This window comes from Sphaerotilus sp. FB-3 (genome assembly GCF_023706025.1).
In the GTDB taxonomy this organism is placed as follows: Bacteria; Pseudomonadota; Gammaproteobacteria; order Burkholderiales; family Burkholderiaceae_C; genus Sphaerotilus; species Sphaerotilus sulfidivorans.
Map to the genome: position 1 here is coordinate 1 of NZ_BQWE01000057.1, position 16970 is coordinate 16970.

At 72.1% G+C, this 16970-nt stretch carries 17 protein-coding genes and 1 tRNA gene; 12 read left to right on the forward strand and 6 right to left on the reverse strand.

Annotation, left to right across the window (positions count from 1 at the left end):
* Positions 1 to 139 precede the first annotated feature (139 nt).
* From ribBA to NFT33_RS16640, 10 genes are read left to right on the forward strand one after another with little or no spacing between them, the layout of a single operon-like run.
* Positions 140 to 1237 (forward strand): bifunctional 3,4-dihydroxy-2-butanone-4-phosphate synthase/GTP cyclohydrolase II, encoded by a 1098-nt coding sequence (gene ribBA, locus NFT33_RS16595; RefSeq protein WP_251676999.1) that lies wholly within the window; start codon positions 140 to 142, stop codon positions 1235 to 1237.
* Positions 1238 to 1290: 53 nt separating this feature from the next.
* A complete protein-coding gene (gene ribH, locus NFT33_RS16600) occupies positions 1291 to 1755 on the forward strand; it encodes a 6,7-dimethyl-8-ribityllumazine synthase (protein WP_220785222.1) in 465 nt (154 codons plus the stop codon).
* The gene (gene nusB / locus NFT33_RS16605) at positions 1752 to 2270 is read left to right on the forward strand and encodes a transcription antitermination factor NusB (RefSeq protein ID WP_149503177.1); all 519 of its coding nucleotides are present in this window, start codon (positions 1752 to 1754) and stop codon (positions 2268 to 2270) included. Before ribH ends, nusB begins: the two co-directional genes overlap by 4 nt.
* Positions 2271 to 2304: 34 nt before the next feature.
* Positions 2305 to 3519, forward strand: a complete 1215-nt coding sequence (locus NFT33_RS16610; protein WP_251677001.1) for a pyridoxal phosphate-dependent aminotransferase — start codon at positions 2305 to 2307, stop codon at positions 3517 to 3519.
* Positions 3520 to 3551: 32 nt separating this feature from the next.
* Positions 3552 to 4844: a serine/threonine-protein kinase gene (locus NFT33_RS16615; protein WP_251677003.1), complete on the forward strand. Its 1293-nt coding sequence runs from the start codon at positions 3552 to 3554 to the stop codon at positions 4842 to 4844.
* A gap of 10 nt (positions 4845 to 4854) precedes the next feature.
* On the forward strand, positions 4855 to 5286 hold the full coding sequence (ybgC, locus tag NFT33_RS16620; protein ID WP_251677005.1) for a tol-pal system-associated acyl-CoA thioesterase: 432 nt from the start codon (positions 4855 to 4857) through the stop codon (positions 5284 to 5286).
* Between the two features lie 31 nt (positions 5287 to 5317).
* Positions 5318 to 6031, forward strand: coding sequence for a protein TolQ (gene tolQ, locus NFT33_RS16625; protein ID WP_149503173.1), 714 nt, complete (start codon positions 5318 to 5320; stop codon positions 6029 to 6031).
* Between the two features lie 13 nt (positions 6032 to 6044).
* On the forward strand, positions 6045 to 6494 hold the full coding sequence (locus tag NFT33_RS16630) for an ExbD/TolR family protein (RefSeq protein ID WP_037481243.1): 450 nt from the start codon (positions 6045 to 6047) through the stop codon (positions 6492 to 6494).
* 13 nt (positions 6495 to 6507) lie between these two features.
* A complete protein-coding gene (gene tolA, locus NFT33_RS16635) occupies positions 6508 to 7782 on the forward strand; it encodes a cell envelope integrity protein TolA (protein WP_251677007.1) in 1275 nt (424 codons plus the stop codon).
* A 13-nt stretch (positions 7783 to 7795) separates the two neighbouring features.
* The gene (locus NFT33_RS16640; RefSeq protein ID WP_251677009.1) at positions 7796 to 8086 is read left to right on the forward strand and encodes a GNAT family N-acetyltransferase; all 291 of its coding nucleotides are present in this window, start codon (positions 7796 to 7798) and stop codon (positions 8084 to 8086) included.
* Between the two features lie 28 nt (positions 8087 to 8114).
* Here NFT33_RS16640 and NFT33_RS16645 read toward each other — a convergent pair whose 3' ends face one another.
* The 5 genes from NFT33_RS16645 to surE all read right to left on the reverse strand — a co-directional run bounded on the left by NFT33_RS16645 (position 8115) and on the right by surE (position 13196).
* Positions 8115 to 8999, reverse strand: a complete 885-nt coding sequence (locus tag NFT33_RS16645) for a transglutaminase-like domain-containing protein (RefSeq protein ID WP_251677011.1) — start codon at positions 8997 to 8999, stop codon at positions 8115 to 8117.
* Positions 9000 to 9043: 44 nt separating this feature from the next.
* A complete protein-coding gene (gene rlmD, locus NFT33_RS16650; RefSeq protein WP_220787581.1) occupies positions 9044 to 10498 on the reverse strand; it encodes a 23S rRNA (uracil(1939)-C(5))-methyltransferase RlmD in 1455 nt (484 codons plus the stop codon).
* A 96-nt stretch (positions 10499 to 10594) separates the two neighbouring features.
* Positions 10595 to 11518, reverse strand: coding sequence for a peptidoglycan DD-metalloendopeptidase family protein (locus NFT33_RS16655; protein WP_149503169.1), 924 nt, complete (start codon positions 11516 to 11518; stop codon positions 10595 to 10597).
* Positions 11519 to 11577: 59 nt separating this feature from the next.
* The gene (locus tag NFT33_RS16660) at positions 11578 to 12435 is read right to left on the reverse strand and encodes a protein-L-isoaspartate(D-aspartate) O-methyltransferase (protein ID WP_251677014.1); all 858 of its coding nucleotides are present in this window, start codon (positions 12433 to 12435) and stop codon (positions 11578 to 11580) included.
* Positions 12436 to 12440: 5 nt separating this feature from the next.
* Positions 12441 to 13196 (reverse strand): 5'/3'-nucleotidase SurE, encoded by a 756-nt coding sequence (surE, locus tag NFT33_RS16665; protein ID WP_220787583.1) that lies wholly within the window; start codon positions 13194 to 13196, stop codon positions 12441 to 12443.
* 156 nt (positions 13197 to 13352) lie between these two features.
* On the opposite strand from surE, the gene NFT33_RS16670 reads away from it, so the two are divergent.
* Entirely contained in the window at positions 13353 to 14000 is a 648-nt protein-coding gene (locus tag NFT33_RS16670) for a response regulator (RefSeq protein WP_149503166.1), read from the forward strand.
* Positions 14001 to 14111: 111 nt separating this feature from the next.
* Complete coding sequence (locus NFT33_RS16675; protein WP_251677016.1) at positions 14112 to 16817, forward strand: cation-translocating P-type ATPase; 2706 nt, start codon at positions 14112 to 14114, stop codon at positions 16815 to 16817.
* Positions 16818 to 16853: 36 nt separating this feature from the next.
* On the opposite strand, the gene NFT33_RS16680 is transcribed toward NFT33_RS16675, so the two are convergent.
* Positions 16854 to 16929 (reverse strand) — tRNA-His (locus NFT33_RS16680).
* Between the last annotated feature and the right edge of the window lie 41 nt (positions 16930 to 16970).

Here is a 16970-nt window from a genome sequence, read left to right on the forward strand (position 1 = left end):
GACAAGCTCGATGTCATGTTTGCTGCCTTCATTACCGTGGCACTCGTGGCCGAGGCGCTTCGGTTGCGTTAACAGTGCCTAGGGGACAGACTCGCGCCGGCTTCAGGGTGGCAGGCCGCCGAACGCCTACAATCCCGGAATGTCGATTTCTCCGATACCCGAGCTGGTGGCCGAGCTTGCGGCCGGTCGCATGATCATCCTCGTCGACGAGGAGGACCGCGAGAACGAGGGCGATCTGGTCCTCGCCGCCGATCTGGTCACGCCGGAAGCCATCAATTTCATGGCCAAGCATGGTCGCGGCCTGATCTGCCTGACGCTGACACGCGAGCGCTGCGAATATCTGCAGCTGCCACCGATGGCTGCGCGCAACGGCACCAAGCACAGCACCGCCTTCACCGTCTCGATCGAGGCGGCCACCGGGGTGACCACCGGCATCTCGGCGGCGGACCGATCGCGCACCGTGGAGGTGGCGGTCGCCCGCGACACCCGGCCGGCCGATCTGGTCCAGCCCGGCCACATCTTCCCGCTGCAGGCCCAGGACGGCGGCGTGCTGATGCGCGCCGGCCACACCGAGGCCGGCTGCGATCTGGCCCGCATGGCCGGCCTGTCGCCCGCCTCGGTGATCTGCGAGATCATGAAGGACGACGGCACGATGGCCCGCCTGCCCGACCTGCAGGAATTCGCCCGCGAGCACGGCCTGAAGATCGGCACCATCGCCGACCTGATCAGCTACCGCAGCCGCAACGAATCGCTGATCGAGCCGCTGCACCAGGCACCGCTGACCACGCCCTGGGGGCAGTTCGACAGCCGCGTCTACCGCGACCGCACCGGCCAGGTCCATCTGGCGCTGTCCAAGGGCAGCTGGACCCCCGACGACGAGCTGCTGGTGCGGGTGCACGAGCCGCTGTCGGTGCTGGACCTGCTCGATGTCGGCCGTGCGCGCCACTCGTGGGCACTGCCGCATGCGCTGGCGACGATCGAGTCGGCCGGCCGCGGCGTGGCGGTGCTGCTCAACGTCGGCCAGGACGCGCAGGCGCTGCTCGGCCTGGCGCAGCCGCAGCCGGCCGAGCCGGCCCGCACCGCCATGGACCTGCGCACCTACGGCGTGGGCGCGCAGATCCTGCGCGACCTCGGCGTGCGTCGCATGAAGCTGATGAGCAACCGCCGCCGCATGCCGAGCATGGTCGGCTACGGCCTGGAAGTCACCGGCTTCCTGCCCTCCGAGCCCCAGGCCTGAGCGCCAAAACGCCAACACGCCAACACGCCGACACTCACCACGGAGTCATCGCCATGCAAGGTGCCGACAAGGGCCAATCCACCCGTCTGGACGGCAGCGACCTGCGCGTCGCCATCGTCCAGGCCCGCTTCAACGCCGAGCTGACCGACCGGCTCGCGCAGAGCTGCATCGCCGAGCTGCAGCGCCTGGGCGTCGAGGCGCGCCACATCCGCCACATCAGCGTGCCCGGCGCGCTGGAGGTGCCGGTGGCGCTGCAGGCGCTGGCCGAGGCCGACGAGCATGACGCGCTGATCGCGCTGGGCTGCATCATCCGTGGCGAGACCTATCACTTCGAACTGGTCGCCAACGAGAGCGGCGCCGGCGTCACCCGGGTGTCGCTCGACCATGGCGTGCCGATCGCCAATGCCATCCTGACCGTCGAGAACGAGGCCCAGGCCTGGGCCCGTGCCGAAGACAAGGGCGCCGACGCGGCCCGCGTCGCGGTCGAGATGGCGAATCTGCTGGAAGAATTGTCTTGAACCCGAATCAGAAAAACCGTCCCCAGTCCGCCACGCAAGCCGCCGCCGGCACGCCGCGGCCGAAATCCGCCCGCCGCCGCTCGCGCGAGCTGGCGCTGCAGGGCCTGTATGAATGGCTGATCAGCCGCGCCGATGTCGGCGTGGTGATGGCGCACATGCGCGAGCAGGACGAGCACGGCCGCTGCGACAGCGCCCATCTCGACGCGCTGCTGCAGGGCTGCATCAGCCAGGTGGCCGAGCTGGACGGCGTGATCGCGCCGCATCTGGACCGCGGCGTGGCCCAGCTCTCGCCGGTGGAGCATGCGGTGCTGCTGATCGGCACCTACGAGCTGCGTCACTGCGTCGAGGTGCCCTACCGGGTCGCGATCAACGAGGCGGTCGAGCTGGCCAAGGCCTTCGGCGGCACCGACGGCCACAAGTATGTCAACGGCGTGCTCGACAAGGCCGCCGCCGCGCTGCGTCCGGCCGAGGTCGCGGCCCAGCGCGCCGCCCGCAGCGCACCGCGCCCGTCCTGATCCTGCCGCCTGCCGTCGAGACCCGCCACCGCCCATGGACCGACTCCCCAGCGCCTCCCCCGATCCGTTCCGGCTGGCGCCGCGTGTCGCCGGCATCGAGCCCTTCTGGGTGATGGAGTGCGCCAAGGCCGCCGACCTCATCGCGCGCAGCCCGGCCTGCGATCCGGCCCAGGGCGGCGAGCCGATGATCTACCTGAACATCGGCGAGCCCGACGCCACCGCCCCCCCGGCGGTGGCCGAGTCAGCGCAGCGCTGCATCGACGCCGGTCGCACCCAGTACACCCCGGCGACCGGCCTGCCGGCCCTGCGCGAGGCGATCTCGCGCTGGTATGCCGAGCGCTGGCAGGCGGATGTGCCGGCGCGGCGCATCGTCGTGACCGCCGGCGCGTCGGCGGCGCTGCAGCTGCTGACCACCGCGGTGGTGGGCGCAGGGGACGAGATCCTGATGCCGGATCCGAGCTATCCGTGCAACCGCCATTTCGTCACCGCCGCCGGCGGCATCGCCCGGCTGCTGCCGGCCGGTGCAGCGCAGCGCTTCCAGCTCGACGCGGCCTCGGTCGAGGCGGCCTGGAGCGAGGCCACCCGCGGCGTGATGCTGGCCTCGCCGTCGAACCCGACCGGCACCTCGATCGCGCCCGACGAGCTCGCCCGCATCGCCGCCGTGGTGCGCGAGCGCGGCGGCCTGACCCTCGTCGACGAGATCTACCTCGGCCTGAGCTACGACGGCCAGGCGCGCAGCGCGGTGACGCTGGGCGACGATGTGGTGGTGATCAACAGCTTCTCCAAGTATTTCGGCATGACCGGCTGGCGGCTGGGCTGGATGGTGCTGCCCGAGGCGCTGGTGCCGGCGGTCGAGAAGCTGGCGCAGAACCTCTACATCTGTGCCTCGACGGTCGCTCAGCATGCCGCGCTGGCCTGCTTCGAGCCCGACACGCTGGCGCTGTGCGAGCAGCGCCGCCGCACGATGCAGGCCCGGCGCGACTTCATCGTGCCGGCGCTGGAATCGCTCGGCCTGACGGTGCCGGTGCGCCCGGACGGTGCCTTCTATGTCTGGTTCGACACCCGGGCCCACGCGCCTGACAGCTGGACCTTCTGCATGGAGATGATGCAGCGCGCCCACATCGCGCTGACGCCGGGGCGCGACTTCGGCCATGCGCAGACCGCGCACCATGCCCGGCTCTCCTTCGCCAGCTCGATGGACGACCTGCACGAGGCGGTGCGACGCCTGCGGCGGGTGCTCGGGCGCTGACGGCCACGGTCACGCGAGTCCCCGCCACCGCCATGACCACCACCTCGACCTCGCACCGCCCGCCCCCGCCGCCCGGTCCGGCCGAAGCCGGCTGGCTGCCCACCGATCCGGGCGCGCTGACCGAGACCCTGCCGCCCGACAGCCTGCCCTTCGAGCAGCAGATCGGCGCGGCGCTCGATCTGAGCCTGCCGGGCGAGCTGACCACGCCGGTGCCGCCGATGCCGGCCGCGCCGGTGCTGATTCCCGATGCCCAGGCCCTGCTGAACCAGAACCAGATGGGCCGCTATGTGCTGGAGCGGCCGCTGGGCGCCGGCGGCCTGGGCACCGTCTGGTCGGCCTACGACACCGTGCTGACCCGCCGGGTCGCGGTCAAGACGCTGCCGCTGGCGGTGCCGGACGGCGAGCGCGAACCGCTGGTGGCGCGGGTGCTCGACGAGGCTCGCGCAGCGGCGCGCCTGAGCCATCCGCACATCGTCACCGTGCATGACGCCGGTGTCAGCCCGGACGGTGCCTACATCGCGATGGAGCTGCTGCGCGGCAAGGACCTGTCGCAGATGCTGCGCTCGGGCTGGCATCCCAGCGGCGCCCAGGCGGCGCTGATCGTGCGCCGGGTGGCCGACGCGCTCAGCTACGCGCACGGCAAGGGCGTGGTGCACCGCGATGTCAAGCCGGGCAACATCTTCATGGTCGGACGCACCCGGCCGGTGGTGCTGGACTTCGGCATCGCGCAGCTGCTGCATCAGGCCGAGGCGATCGGCGGGCCGGCGCTGGGCTCGCCCTACTACGCCGCGCCGGAGCAGTTCGACGGCCGCGAATGCGATCCGCGCACCGATGTCTACTCGCTCGGCGTGGTGCTCTACGAGCTGCTGTGCGGCCAGCGGCCCTTCCTGGGCGGCACGCTGGCGGAGATCCGTGCCTCGGTGCGCGCCGGGCGGCCCCGCCATCCCTGCGAGATCGATCCCGGCGTGCCGCACGAGCTGGCCGAGATCGCGCTGAAGGCGATCCGCATCGATCCGGAGCAGCGCCACCGCACCGCCGGCACGATGGCGCGCGAGCTGCGCGCCTGGCTGTCCTCGCAGCCCGAGGCCGGCGAGCCGGCCAGCCCCGCCGCGTCGGCTTCGGCCGCCGCGGCGCAGACCCTGCCGCCACCGGCCTCCACGCTGCCCGGTCCGCTGGGGGCCGCGCCGGCTGCGTCCCGGCATCTCGCTGTTCCCACGGCGCCCTCGCCGACCGGCCGGCCGCCCGGCTGGATGCTCAGCACGCTGCTGGCGGTGGTGCTGGTGCTGCTGCTGCTGGTGGCCACGCTGCTGTGGGCCCGCACCTGATCCCGATCCGATGACCTCTGCGAACCCGAACCCGCTCCTCGACGAATTCCGCTGGCCGCTGCGCATCTACTGGGAAGACACCGACGCCGGCGGCGTGGTCTTCTACGCCAACTACCTGAAGTTCTTCGAGCGCGCGCGCACCGAATGGCTGCGCACGCTCGGCTTCTCGCAGCAGGCGATGCGGCTCGAGGACCAGGCGATGTTCGTGGTGACCGACACCCAGGTGCGCCACCGCCAGCCCGCGCGGCTCGACGATCTCGTCGAGGTGACGGTGCGGGTGGCCGAGAGCGGCCGTGCCAGCCTGGTGCTCGAGCAGCAGGCCTGGCGCGACGGCACGCTGCTGGCCGAGGGCCGCATCCGCATCGGCTGCGTGGATGCCGCCTCGCTGCGCCCCCGGCGCATGCCCCCTGCCCTGCTGTCCGCCCTCGGACCGCAGCCCTGACTCCCTTCCGATTCTTCCGAGGCTTGATGCCATGAACCAGGACCTGAACATCCTGCAGCTGGTGCTGCAGGCCAGCATCGTCGTGCAGATCGTCATGGCGGTGCTGCTGCTGGTGTCGCTGGCGAGCTGGGCGGTGATCGTCGCCAAGATCACCGGCCTGCGCCGGGTGCGCGGCGGCAACGACCGCTTCGAGCGCGACTTCTGGTCGGGCCGCCACATCAGCGAGCTCTACCAGCAGAGCGAGCGCAACGCCCACCAGTCCGCACCGATGGAGCGCATCTTCACCGCCGGCATGCGCGAATTCCTGAAGCTGCGCGAGCGCCGCGTCGGCGACCCCGGCGCCCTGCTCGACGGTGCCCGGCGCGCGATGCGCGCGAGCTTCCAGCGCGAACTCGACGTGATCGAGTCCAACCTGTCCTTCCTGGCCACCGTCGGCTCGGTCTCGCCCTATGTCGGCCTGTTCGGCACCGTCTGGGGCATCATGCATGCCTTCACCGGCCTGTCGAATCTGCAGCAGGTGACGCTGGCCACCGTCGCGCCGGGCATCGCCGAGGCGCTGGTGGCCACCGCGATCGGCCTCTTCGCCGCGATTCCGGCGGTCATCGCCTACAACCGCTTCGCGCGCGACATCGACCGCCTGGCGATCCAGCAGGAGACCTTCATGGAGGAGTTCTCCAACATCCTGGCGCGCAACGCCGGCCAGATGGCCGCCGCGCAGCCTTCGGCGACCGCCGCCACGCTCTGAGCGGAGTCCGACGATGCCCGCGATGCAGTCCCGCTCCGGATCGGGGCGCCGCCGCACGATCAACGAGATCAACATGGTCCCGTTCATCGACGTGATGCTGGTGCTGCTGATCATCTTCATGGTCAGCGCCCCGCTGATGACGCCCGGCGTGGTCGACCTGCCCACCATCGGTCAGGCGCAGCGCCAGCCCGACCGGGTGATCGAGGTCATCGTCGACGCCGACGGCCAGCTGCGGCTGAAGGTCGACGGCCGCACGCCCGCCGGCAGCGATCCGGACGAGCGGGTCGCGATGGGCCGGCTGGCCGCACGCGTCAAGGCGCTGGCCGAAGGCGCCGCGCAGGTGCCGGTCATCATCGCAGCCGACAAGGGCGTGCGCTACGAGCTGGTCGTCAAGGTGATGGACACCCTGCAGCGCGCCGGCGTGGCCCGCGTCGGCCTGGCGGTGCGCACCACCGGTGGCTGAGCGAGGTCGGCCGATGACGCTCCCGCCCTCGCCGCCGCGCGCGCAGATGGTGCCGCCGCCGCCCCCAGCGGACCCGGCCGACGATCCGGTGCGCCGTCCCCCCTCGGCCGACAGCCTGGGGCTGGGCTCGACGGTGGCGCTGATCGCGCACGCCGGGCTGATCGCCGCGCTCGCCTGGGGCGTGGCCTGGAAGCGCGAGGAGATCGCCACCGTCAGCGCCGAGCTGTGGTCGGCGGTGCCGCAGGCCGCCGCACCTGCTGCGGCCGCCGCGCCAGCCGCCCGCGTCGAGGCGCCCGTCGAGGCGGTGCCCCCGCCACCCGCACCGCCACCGCCTCCTCCCCCTCCGGCACCGGCGCCAGAGCCGATGCCGGTCCCCGTGCCGGTTCCGAAGCCCAAGGCCAGCCCGCCCCCGCCTGCAGCGGCCGAGCAGCGCGAGGCCGACATCGCCCGCGAGCGCGCCGAGAAGCGCCGCCGCGAAGCCGAGGAAGCCGCGCGCGAGAAGGCAGAGAAAGCCGAAAAGGCTGAAAAGGCAGAGAAGGCCGCCCGCGACAAGGCAGCCCGGGAAAAAGCCGAACGGGAAAAAGCGGAAAAGGCGGAGAAGGCCGAAAAGGCCGAGCAGCAGCGCGCCGAGAAGGAGCGCGCCCGCAAGGAGCAGGCCGAGAAGGAACGCCGCGAGCGCGAGAAGGCTGAAAAGGCCGAGAAGGCGGAAAAGGAAAAGGCCGCCGAACGCAAGGCCGAGAAGGAACGTGCGGACAAGGAGCGCGCCGAGAAGGAAAAGGCCGAGAAGGCCGCCCGGGAAAAGGCGGACAAAGCCGCCCGGGAGAAGGCCGAGAAGGCGGAAAAGGCAGACCAGGAGCGCGCCGCCAGGCTGCGCGAGGAAAACCTGCGCCGCCTGCAGAAGCAGCTCGGCGACGGAGACGGCGGCGAAGGAGAGGGCAGCGGCCGTGCCGGCGCCGGCAGTCGCGGCGGTCCGGCCGGATCGGGCGGTGGCGGCACGGCCGCGCAGTCCTCCGGCCCGTCGGCGGGCTATGCCGGCCGGCTGCGTGCCTACCTCAAGCCCAAGCTCACCTTCACCGGCGAGATCCGCAGCAGCGCGCCCGCGGTGGTGCGGGTGCGCGTCGCGCCCGACGGCACCATCATCTCGCGCGAGCTGCTGAAGTCCAGCGGCCAGCCCGAGTGGGACCAGGCGGTGATCAACGCGATCGACAAGGCCGGCGTGGTGCCGCGCGACATCGACAACCGCGTGCCGCCGGTGATCGACATTCCCTGGACCGCCACTGAGCGCTGAGCCGAGACCGCCCATGACGACGCCCCCGACCGATCTGACCATCGTCCACAACCCGGCCGCATCGCGCTTCGAGGCGGTCGTGGACGGCCTGACCTGCGTGGCCGCCTACCACCGCAGCGGCGACCTGATCGACATGCACCACACCGGCGTGCCGCGCGCGCTCGAGGGCCGCGGCATCGCCGCCGCGCTGGTGCGGGCCGCGCTGGACTGGGCCGCCGCCGAGGGGCTGAAGGTGCGCCCGAGCTGCTCGTATGTGCGGGTCTACATGCAGCGGCATCCGCAGACGCAGACGCTGCGGGTCTGAGGCTGAGGCCCAAGCCCCGCCCCGACCCTCATTGCCGCACCGGCGGCCCGTCGTCGGTCGACAGCGCCTGGGTGCAGTGCACCGGCAGCGTCAGATCGGGCGTGCCGGTCAGCGCCTCGATGCGCAGGCGCGGCGGCAGCGGCGGCGACTGTACGCCGCCGAAGATGGTCGCGAAGGCAGCGTCGGCCGCGTCGCGCCCGGTGCCGAAGCGCACGAAGCCCATCGGAATGGCCGTGCCCGACGGATCGAAGATGTACCAGTGGTCGCCCAGGTAGACCTCGACATAGGCGTGGAAGTCGGTCGGGCCCAGCGCCGGGTCGGCGCCGTAGTCGATGCCGGTGGCGAAGCGCGCCGGAATGTTGAGCGCGCGGCACAGCGCGATCATCAGGTGCGCGAAGTCTCGGCACACGCCCACCCGCTCGACCAGCGTGTCCAGCGCCGAGGTGGTCGAGTTCGTGCTGTTGGACTGGAAGAGCACCCGGCGGTGCACCCAGTCGCGGATCGCCTGCACCCGTGCGTAGCCCGGCGGCAGATGACCGAACTCGGCGAAGGCCAGCCGCAGCAGCCGGTCGGACTGGCAGTAGCGGCTCGGGTAGACATAGGGCAGCACATGCACCGGCAGCCGCGACACCGGCACCTCGCCGATCCTGGCCGGATCCTCCATGTGGTGGCGGATGTCGACCGTGGCCTGGTAGGACACCCTGAGCGGCCCGGCCGCGGCATGCAGGCGCATGTAGCGGCTGCCGTGCACCGGGTCGAGCTGCACCTCGGCGCGCTGGCAGGGATCGAGCGTCAGCGCCTCCTCGCGCACCGTCTGGCGGCTGGTGTGCGCCACATGGATGTTGAAGACGAAGTCGCACGAGGGCGTCAGGACGAGGTAGTCAAGCTCGATGGACAGCCGAAGGCGGATCATGAATCTTTCCGTGAAGGGGCGCCCGGATCAAGCAAGAACGGTGCTCATGCCGGGTCGGCCGTCTCGGGCGCAGCGCCTTCAGGGGCCATGGCCTGCGGCTCGGCCTCGACCGGCGCCGGCAGCGTCCAGCCGTCGATGCGCTCGAACACCGCGATCGACTCGACATGCGCGGTGTGCGGGAACATGTTGACCACGCCCGCGGCGGCACAGCGGTAGCCGGCCTGGTGCATCAGCAGCCCGGCGTCGCGCGCCAGCGTCGAGGGATTGCAGCTGACGTAGACGATGCGCGCCGGCGGCTCGTAGCCCGCGATCGGGTTCTGGCGCACCTCGGCCAGCGCCTTGGCCAGCGCGAACGCGCCTTCGCGCGGCGGATCGACCAGCCAGCGCGCAGCCGAGCCGTAGGCGGCCAGGTCCTGCGCCGACAGCTCGAACAGGTTGCGCGCCGCGAAGGTGGCGTTGTCGCGGCGGTTGACGATCGCGTTCTCGCGCGAGCGCTGCACCAGCGCCTCGCTGCCCTCGATGCCCAGCACCTCGCGCACCTGGGTGGCGATCGGCAGCGTGAAGTTGCCCAGGCCGCAGAACCAGTCGATCACCCGCTCGTCGGGCTGGGCGTCCAGCAGCTTGAGCGCACGCGCCACCAGCACCCGGTTGATGTGGTGGTTGACCTGGGTGAAGTCGGTCGGCTTGAACGGCATGGTCACGCCGAACTCGGGCAGCGTGTAGGCGAGCTGGGGCCCCGCGCCCTCGCCGGCGTCGAGCAGATGCACCGTGTCCGGGCCCTTGGGCTGCAGCCACCACTGCACCCGGTGCTGGGCGGCGAAGTCGCGCAGGCGCTGCAGGTCGGCCGCGCCTAGCGGCTCCAGATGACGCAGCACCAGCGCATTGACCAGCCCCTCGGGCGATTCGCCCAGCGCCAGCTCGATCTGCGGCAGCGTGTCGCGCGCGTCCATCGACATCACCAGCGCGCGCAGCGGCAGCAGCATCGCGCTGATGTGCGGCGGCAGGATGCGGCATTCGCTCATGTCGGCGATGTAGCGCGACTTGCGCTCATGGAAGCCCACCAGCACCGTGCCCTTCTTGACCACATGGCGCACCGACAGCCGCGCGCGGTAGCGGTAGCCCCAGGTCGGGCCCTCGATCGGGCGCATCACCCGCTCCGGGCGCACCTTGCCGAGATGCCAGAGGTTGTCCTCCAGCGTGCGCTGCTTGACCGCGACCTGCGCCGACGCATGGAAATGCTGCATCTTGCAGCCGCCGCAGGCGCCGGCATGCAGGCCGAAGTTCGGGCAGCCGGGCGTCACGCGCTGCGAGCTTTCGCGGCCGATCTCGACCAGCTCGCCCTGCTCCCAGTTGTTCTTGCGCCGGCCGGTCTTCACGCGCACCGTCTCGCCGGGCAGCGCGCCCTCGATGAAGACGACCTTGCCTTCGCTGTTGCGGGCCACGCCCTGGGCCTCGAGGTCGAGCGCGTCGACCTTCAGCCATTCGTTGATGTCGGTCATGGGAGGAATTGCGGGGGATGAAAGCGAGACCGCCGCGACCGGCATGCAGGTGCCGGAGCGGCGGTCAGAGGAATGGAGGCGCGGTGGCGGCCGGCCTCAGCGCGCCGGCAGCACCTTGACCGGATCGACCGGCTTGCCCTTGCGGCGGACCTCGAAATGCAGCTTGACGCGGTCGGTGTCGCTCGAGCCCATCTCGGCGATCTTCTGGCCGCGACGCACCATCTGGTCCTCGCGCACCAGCAGCGCCTTGTTGTGCGCGTAGGCGGTCAGCAGCGTGTCGTTGTGCTTGATGATGATCAGGTTGCCATAGCCGCGCAGGCCCGAGCCGGCATAGACCACCCGGCCGTCGGCCGCGGCCAGCACCGGATCGCCTTCCTTGCCGGAGATCGCCACGCCCTTGCTGCGGGTGCCCTCGAAGCCGGTGACGATCGGGCCCTGGGACGGCCACAGCCAGTTGACATCGTCGTCCGCATCGCGGCCGGCCGAGGCGGCCGGGCCGGCCGCAGGCGCCGGCACCGGGGTGCTGGCCACCGGCGGGGTGGCCGGCGCCGAGGCGGCCGGCGTGGCCGCGGTGGCCGGCGGCGTCGCGGGCACCGGCGCCGTCGCCACCGGGGCCGGCGCGATCGGACGCGGCTCGATGCGCGGTGTCACCACCGGTCGCGAGGCGACCTGGCTCGGATCCTGGCCGGGCGACACCACCCGCAGCACCTGGCCGACCTCGATCAGGTCGGCGTTCTCGAGCTGGTTCCAGCGGCTGATGTCCTTCCAGTTCTGGCCGGTCTCCAGACCGATGCGGATCAGCGTGTCGCCGGGCTTGACGGTGTAGTAGCCGGGCTTGCCGGCATTCTCGTGGCCGGGGGGCAGACGCTCGGGCTCGGCCGGCTTCGAGCTGCTCGAAGGGCTGCGGTTCTCGAGCGGAGCCGGCGGGCGCAGATGCGAGGCGCAGCCGGTCAGGAGCAGTGCGAAGGCGCCGCCGAGCAGGAACCTGATGCCGGGAAGCGTGGAATATGGAGTCGTCATGGAGTGTGATGGAGGCCCGCAGCCGCTGATGAGTCCGGACGGGGCGTGGGAGCCTCACCTCAGGAGTGTCCGAATTCGCTGATCCCGGATTCTAAGGGGACGAAGCGCACCGGCTCGTGAATGCGCTGCACGATGCTGCCGTCGGCCAGCCGGTCCACCACCATCAGCACCTGCGACTTCAGCGCCGCGTCGTGCACCGGCGCGACCAGCCGCCCGCCGCGGGCCAGCTGCTCCAGCCAGGCCGGCGGCAGTTCATGCCCGCCAGCGGCGGCGATGATGGCGTCGAAGGGTGCGGCAGGCGCATGGCCCAGCCGGCCGTCGCCGTAGACCAGCTGCAGATTGGCCAGCGCCATCGGCGCCAGCCGCGCCAGCGCCCGCTCGTGCAGGCCGCGCAGCCGCTCGATCGAGATCACCCGCTCGGCCAGGCCGGCCAGCACCGCGGCCTGGTAGCCGCAGCCGCTGCCGATCTCCAGCACCCGGCGCAGCGCCGGGCCGCCCGGGCGCTCGCGCAGCAGCTCGATCATGCGCGCCACCACCGAGGGCTTGGAAATGGTCTGGCCCAGGCCGATCGGCAGGCTGGTGTCCTCGTAGGCCTGGCCCTGGAGCGCGGCGTCGACGAAGAGATGGCGCGGCACCCGTGCCATCACCGCCAGCACCGCCTCGTCGCGGCAGCCGGCCTGGCGCAGCCGGTCGACCATGTGCTGGCGCAGCGGTGCGCAGTCGCCCGGCGCCGGCCGGACCGGCTCGGCCATCCGGCGCACCGGAAAGGCGACCCGGGGGGTCGCGGGCGCCTGCTCATGGCGGATCACCGAATCGGTGCCGGGCGCAACCAGCCGCCGCGGCGACGGCCGGGCCCGCTCCAGCCGCAGCGGCCAGCGGCCCGAGGGCGGCCGGGCGTCGTCGTCCTCGTCGGCCATCAGGCTCAGCCGGACGGCCCGGCCAGCCAGCGCTGCCAGCCCGGCAGGCCGGCATGGTCGGTCAGATCGACCTGCAGCGGCGTGACCGAGACGATGCCGGCGGCCACCGCATGGAAGTCGGTGCCCTCGCCGGCCTCGCGGACCTCGCCCTGCGCGCCGATCCAGTAGATCGGGTCGCCGCGCGGGCTGAACTGGCGCACCACCGGCTCGCTGGCATGGCGCCGGCCCAGCCGGGTGACCTGGCGCGGCAGATCGGCCGCATCCGGTCGGGCCGGAATGTTGACATTGAGCAGCCAGGCGCCGGCCGAGGGCGGCCGCGCCAGCACCTCGGCGATGATCCGTCGCGCGGTCTCGGCCGCCGCGTCGAGATGGCGCCAGCCATGCTCGGCCTGCGAGAAGGCGATCGCCGGCACGCCGAACAGATAGCCCTCGGTGGCCGCGGCGACCGTGCCGGAGTAGATGGTGTCGTCGCCCAGGTTCGGGCCGTTGTTGATGCCCGAGACGATCAGATCGGGGCGGTGCTCGAGCAGGCCGGTCAGCGCGACATGCACGCAGTCGGAGGGCGTGCCGTTGACCACCCTCACCCCGCTGTCGGCCCGCCAGGCCGACAGCGGCCGGTGCAGGGACAGCGAGTTGGAGGTGCCGCTGGCATTCTGCTCGGGCGCGACCACATCGACCTCGCCGAAGCTTCGGCAGACCTCGACCAGCGCATGCAGCCCCGGCGCAAGGTATCCATCATCATTGGCCACCAGTATTCTCATGAGGTCGATTGTAGGCACCGGCCGGCGCACCCGCGCATCCGGGGGCGACAGCCCGGACCCGGGGGATGGGGTACTGCCGCTTCCCGGTGCCTGCGCCGATAATCCTGAACTTGCACACTCCAGCGCCCGAAGGCGCCCTGCCAGGAACCGCACCCCATGCCCATCCGCGTGCTGATCGTCGAGGACAATGCCGTCGCCCGAGGCTTCCTGGCGCGCGTCGTGCGCGAGAGCTTCAGCGACGAGCTGAGCTTCGTCGAGGCGGCCGGCATCGAGGCCGCCAGCGCCGCGCTCGACCTGCAGGGCGACGGCACGGAGGCCTTCCGGCTGATCCTGTGCGACCTGGAGCAGCCCGACCAGGCCGGCCTGACGCTGCTGGCCCGGCTGGCCGGCTATCCGGCCATCCGCATCGCCACCACGCTGCATTCCGACGACGACCATCTGTTCCCGGCGCTGCAGTGCGGCGCCAGCGGCTACCTGCTCAAGGAAGACCGCTTCGAGGTGCTGGTCGAGGAGCTGCAGCGCATCGTGCGCGGCCAGCCGCCGCTGTCGCCGTCGATGGCGCGGCGCATGCAGGCCTTCCTGCGCGCCCAGAACCTGCCCGAGGGTGACGCACGCGCCCTCACCCCCCGCGAGAGCGAGGTGCTGCTGCAGATCAGCAAGGGCTTCACCGTCAAGGAAATCGCGCGGCTGATGGGCATGAAGGGACAGATGGTCAACGAGCACATCCGCGGCGCCTACCGCAAGCTCGCGCTGGCCAGCGCGCCCCAGCAGGCCCTGCTGGCCGGCGCCACGCTCGATACCTGACACTGTCTTGACCCAGGTCAAGGCACTGTCCGATCCCCCTCGCGCCGACACGCCCACGGCAGAACTTCTCCCCACCATCCGGGAACCATCCGGAGCAAAGGAGAACCTGGCGTGCCCGCACCGACACCCGTCCGCCCCGACCGTCCGCCCCCGGACTCGCCCGCCTGGCATGCGCTTGCGCCCGATCAGGCGGTCCGGCATCTGGAGAGCCATGCCGAGCGGGGCCTGCCGGCCGGCACCGCCGCGCAGCGGCTCGCCGAGCACGGCCCCAACGCGCTGCCCGAGGCGCCGCCCAGGCCGCTGTGGCGCACCTTCGCGCGGCAGTTCGCCAGCCCGCTGATCGCCATCCTGTTCGTCGCCGCGGCGCTGGCGGTGGCGCTCGGCCACCAGGGCGACGCCGGGGTGATCCTGGCGGTGGTGCTGGTCAACGCGCTGATCGGCACGCTGCAGGAAGGCCGCGCCGAGCGCTCGATGGCCGCACTGCGCCGGCTGTCGGCCCTGCAGGTGCGGGTGCTGCGCGACGGCGCCGAGCAGGTGGTGGCCGCGCGCGAGCTGGTGCCCGGCGACCTGATGCTGCTGGCCGCCGGCGATGCGGTCGCCGCCGATGCCCGGGTGCTCGATCATGCGCTGCTGCAGGCGGCCGAGGCGGCGCTGACCGGCGAGTCGGTGCCGGTGGCCAAGTCGGCCGCGGCGGTGCCGGCCGAGGCCGGCCTGGCCGACCGCAGCGGCATGCTGCATGCCGGCACCCATGTGACCGCAGGCCGCGCCCGCGCGCTGGTGGTGGCCACCGGCAGCCGCACCGAGGTCGGCCGCATCGCCGGCCTGACCGAGGGCGCCGAGGAGCCGAAGACCCCGTTGGAGCGGCGCCTGGAGCGCTTCGGCCGGATGCTGGTGGCGGCCTCGCTCGGCCTGTTCGTGCTGGTGGTGCTGCTGGGACTGTGGCGCGCGCTGCCGCTGCCCGAGGTGCTGATGGTCGCGATCAGCCAGATGGTGTCGATGGTGCCCGAGGGCCTGCCGGTGGCGATGACCATCGCGCTGGCGGTGGGCATGCAGCGCATGGCCGGGCGTGGCGCGATCATCCGCCGGCTCTCGGCGGTGGAGACGCTCGGCTCGGTCACCGTGATCTGCACCGACAAGACCGGCACGCTGACCCGCAACGAGATGACGGTGGTCGGCCTGTGGCTGCCCGACGGCCGCGAGGTGCGCGTCGAGGGCATCGGCTACCGGCCGCAGGGCCGGCTGCGGGTCGGCGAGTCCTCGATCGACGCCGACGACACGGTGCTGGCGCCGCTGCTCGACGCGGCGGTGCTGTGCAATGACGCGGAGCTGGTCGCACCGCCCCCGGAGGCGGGCGAGCACGGCGGCTGGACGGTGCTGGGCGATCCGACCGAGGGCGCGCTGCGGGTGCTGGCCGCCAAGGCCGGCCGGGACGGCGCGGCGCTGCGGGCGGCCGCCCCGCGCCATGCCGAACTGCCCTTCGACGCCGACACCCAGATGATGGCGACCTGGAACGGCGCGCAGGTGTGGATCAAGGGCGCGCCGGAGGCGGTGCTGCGGCTGTGCCGTCCCGAGGACGAAGCCCTGCACGCACGCGCCCGCGCCCAGGCGGAGGCGATGGCGGCACGGGCCTGGCGGGTGCTGGCCTTCGCGGCGGTGGAGGATGCGGCGCCCGACGCCTCGGGCGGCTTCGCGGCGCTCCAGGGCCGGGCCCGGCTGCTCGGCCTGGTCGCCCAGATCGACCCGCCGCGCGAGGAAGTGCGCGAGGCGGTGGCGCAATGCCGCCGCGCCGGCATCCGCACCGTCATGGTCACCGGCGACCATCGCCTGACCGGTCTGGCGATCGCCCGCGATCTGGGCATCGCACGCGACGGCGACCTGGCGGTCGACGGCCGCGAGCTCGAGCGCATGGACGCGGCCGCGCTGCAGGACGCGCTCGGCCGCGTCGCCGTCTTCGCGCGGGTGCAGCCGGCGCAGAAGCTGCGCATCGTCGAGGCGCTGCAGGCCCGCGGCGAGGTGGTGGCGATGACCGGCGACGGCGTCAACGACGCACCGGCGCTGGCCCGGGCCGATGTCGGCGTGGCGATGGGCATCACCGGCACCGAGGTGGCCAAGAGCGCCGCGCGCATCGTGCTGACCGATGACAACTTCGCCACCCTGGTCGGCGCGGTCGAGCAGGGCCGGGTGGTCCATGCCAACCTGAAGAAGGTGATCCTCTACCTGTTCTCCACCTCGATGGCGGCGCTGGCGGTGCTGCTGCTGGCGCTGCTGGCCGGCCTGCCGATGCCGCTGGCGGCGGTGCAGATCCTGTGGATCAACATCGTCACCGAGGGCACGGTCACGGTGAACCTGGTGATGGACCCGCCCGACGGCCACGAGATGCGCCGCCGGCCGGTGCCGCGCGACGCGGCCCTGCTCGACCGCGCGCTGCTGGGCCGGGTGGCCCTGATGGCGCCGACGATCGCCGCGCTCACCTTCGGCTGGTTCGCCTGGCGGCTGGCCGAGGGCGCGTCCGAGGCCCTGGTGCGCAGCGAGACCTTCACGCTGCTGGCGATGTGCTGCTGGTTCAATGTGCTCAACTGCCAGTCGGCCACCGCCTCGGCGCTGGGCCCGCGGCTGCTGGCCAACCACTGGCTGGCCGGCGGCCTGGCGCTGAGCATCGCGCTGCAGATCGCGGTGCTCCAGGTGCCGGCGCTCGGCGCGCTCTTCCATGCGCAGCCGCTGCAGGCCTCGACGCTGCTGCCGCTGGCCGCGCTGGCCAGCACGGTGCTGTGGGTGGAGGAGCTGCGCAAGCTGCGGGTGCGACGGCGCGCACCATGAAAAAAGCCCGGTCGACTGACCGGGCTTTTTTTTGTCTGGGGTGGCTGATGGGACTCGAACCCACGACGACCAGAATCACAATCTGGGACTCTACCAACTGAGCTACAGCCACCGTCGCTGAGCGAAGAATTGAATTGTAGTACGGCTATTTCT

What these genes read in the sequence shown, in the direction of transcription:
- ribBA (WP_251676999.1), top strand. Translation starts at nt 140, where the DNA reads ATGTCGATTTCTCCGATACCCGAGCTGGTGGCCGAGCTTGCGGCCGGT.
- ribH (WP_220785222.1), top strand. Translation starts at nt 1,291, where the DNA reads ATGCAAGGTGCCGACAAGGGCCAATCCACCCGTCTGGACGGCAGCGAC.
- NFT33_RS16610 (WP_251677001.1), top strand. Translation starts at nt 2,305, where the DNA reads ATGGACCGACTCCCCAGCGCCTCCCCCGATCCGTTCCGGCTGGCGCCG.
- NFT33_RS16615 (WP_251677003.1), top strand. Translation starts at nt 3,552, where the DNA reads ATGACCACCACCTCGACCTCGCACCGCCCGCCCCCGCCGCCCGGTCCG.
- ybgC (WP_251677005.1), top strand. Translation starts at nt 4,855, where the DNA reads ATGACCTCTGCGAACCCGAACCCGCTCCTCGACGAATTCCGCTGGCCG.
- tolQ (WP_149503173.1), top strand. Translation starts at nt 5,318, where the DNA reads ATGAACCAGGACCTGAACATCCTGCAGCTGGTGCTGCAGGCCAGCATC.
- NFT33_RS16630 (WP_037481243.1), top strand. Translation starts at nt 6,045, where the DNA reads ATGCCCGCGATGCAGTCCCGCTCCGGATCGGGGCGCCGCCGCACGATC.
- tolA (WP_251677007.1), top strand. Translation starts at nt 6,508, where the DNA reads ATGACGCTCCCGCCCTCGCCGCCGCGCGCGCAGATGGTGCCGCCGCCG.
- NFT33_RS16640 (WP_251677009.1), top strand. Translation starts at nt 7,796, where the DNA reads ATGACGACGCCCCCGACCGATCTGACCATCGTCCACAACCCGGCCGCA.
- NFT33_RS16645 (WP_251677011.1), bottom strand. Translation starts at nt 8,999, where the DNA reads ATGATCCGCCTTCGGCTGTCCATCGAGCTTGACTACCTCGTCCTGACG.
- rlmD (WP_220787581.1), bottom strand. Translation starts at nt 10,498, where the DNA reads ATGACCGACATCAACGAATGGCTGAAGGTCGACGCGCTCGACCTCGAG.
- NFT33_RS16655 (WP_149503169.1), bottom strand. Translation starts at nt 11,518, where the DNA reads ATGACGACTCCATATTCCACGCTTCCCGGCATCAGGTTCCTGCTCGGC.
- NFT33_RS16660 (WP_251677014.1), bottom strand. Translation starts at nt 12,435, where the DNA reads ATGGCCGACGAGGACGACGACGCCCGGCCGCCCTCGGGCCGCTGGCCG.
- surE (WP_220787583.1), bottom strand. Translation starts at nt 13,196, where the DNA reads ATGAGAATACTGGTGGCCAATGATGATGGATACCTTGCGCCGGGGCTG.
- NFT33_RS16670 (WP_149503166.1), top strand. Translation starts at nt 13,353, where the DNA reads ATGCCCATCCGCGTGCTGATCGTCGAGGACAATGCCGTCGCCCGAGGC.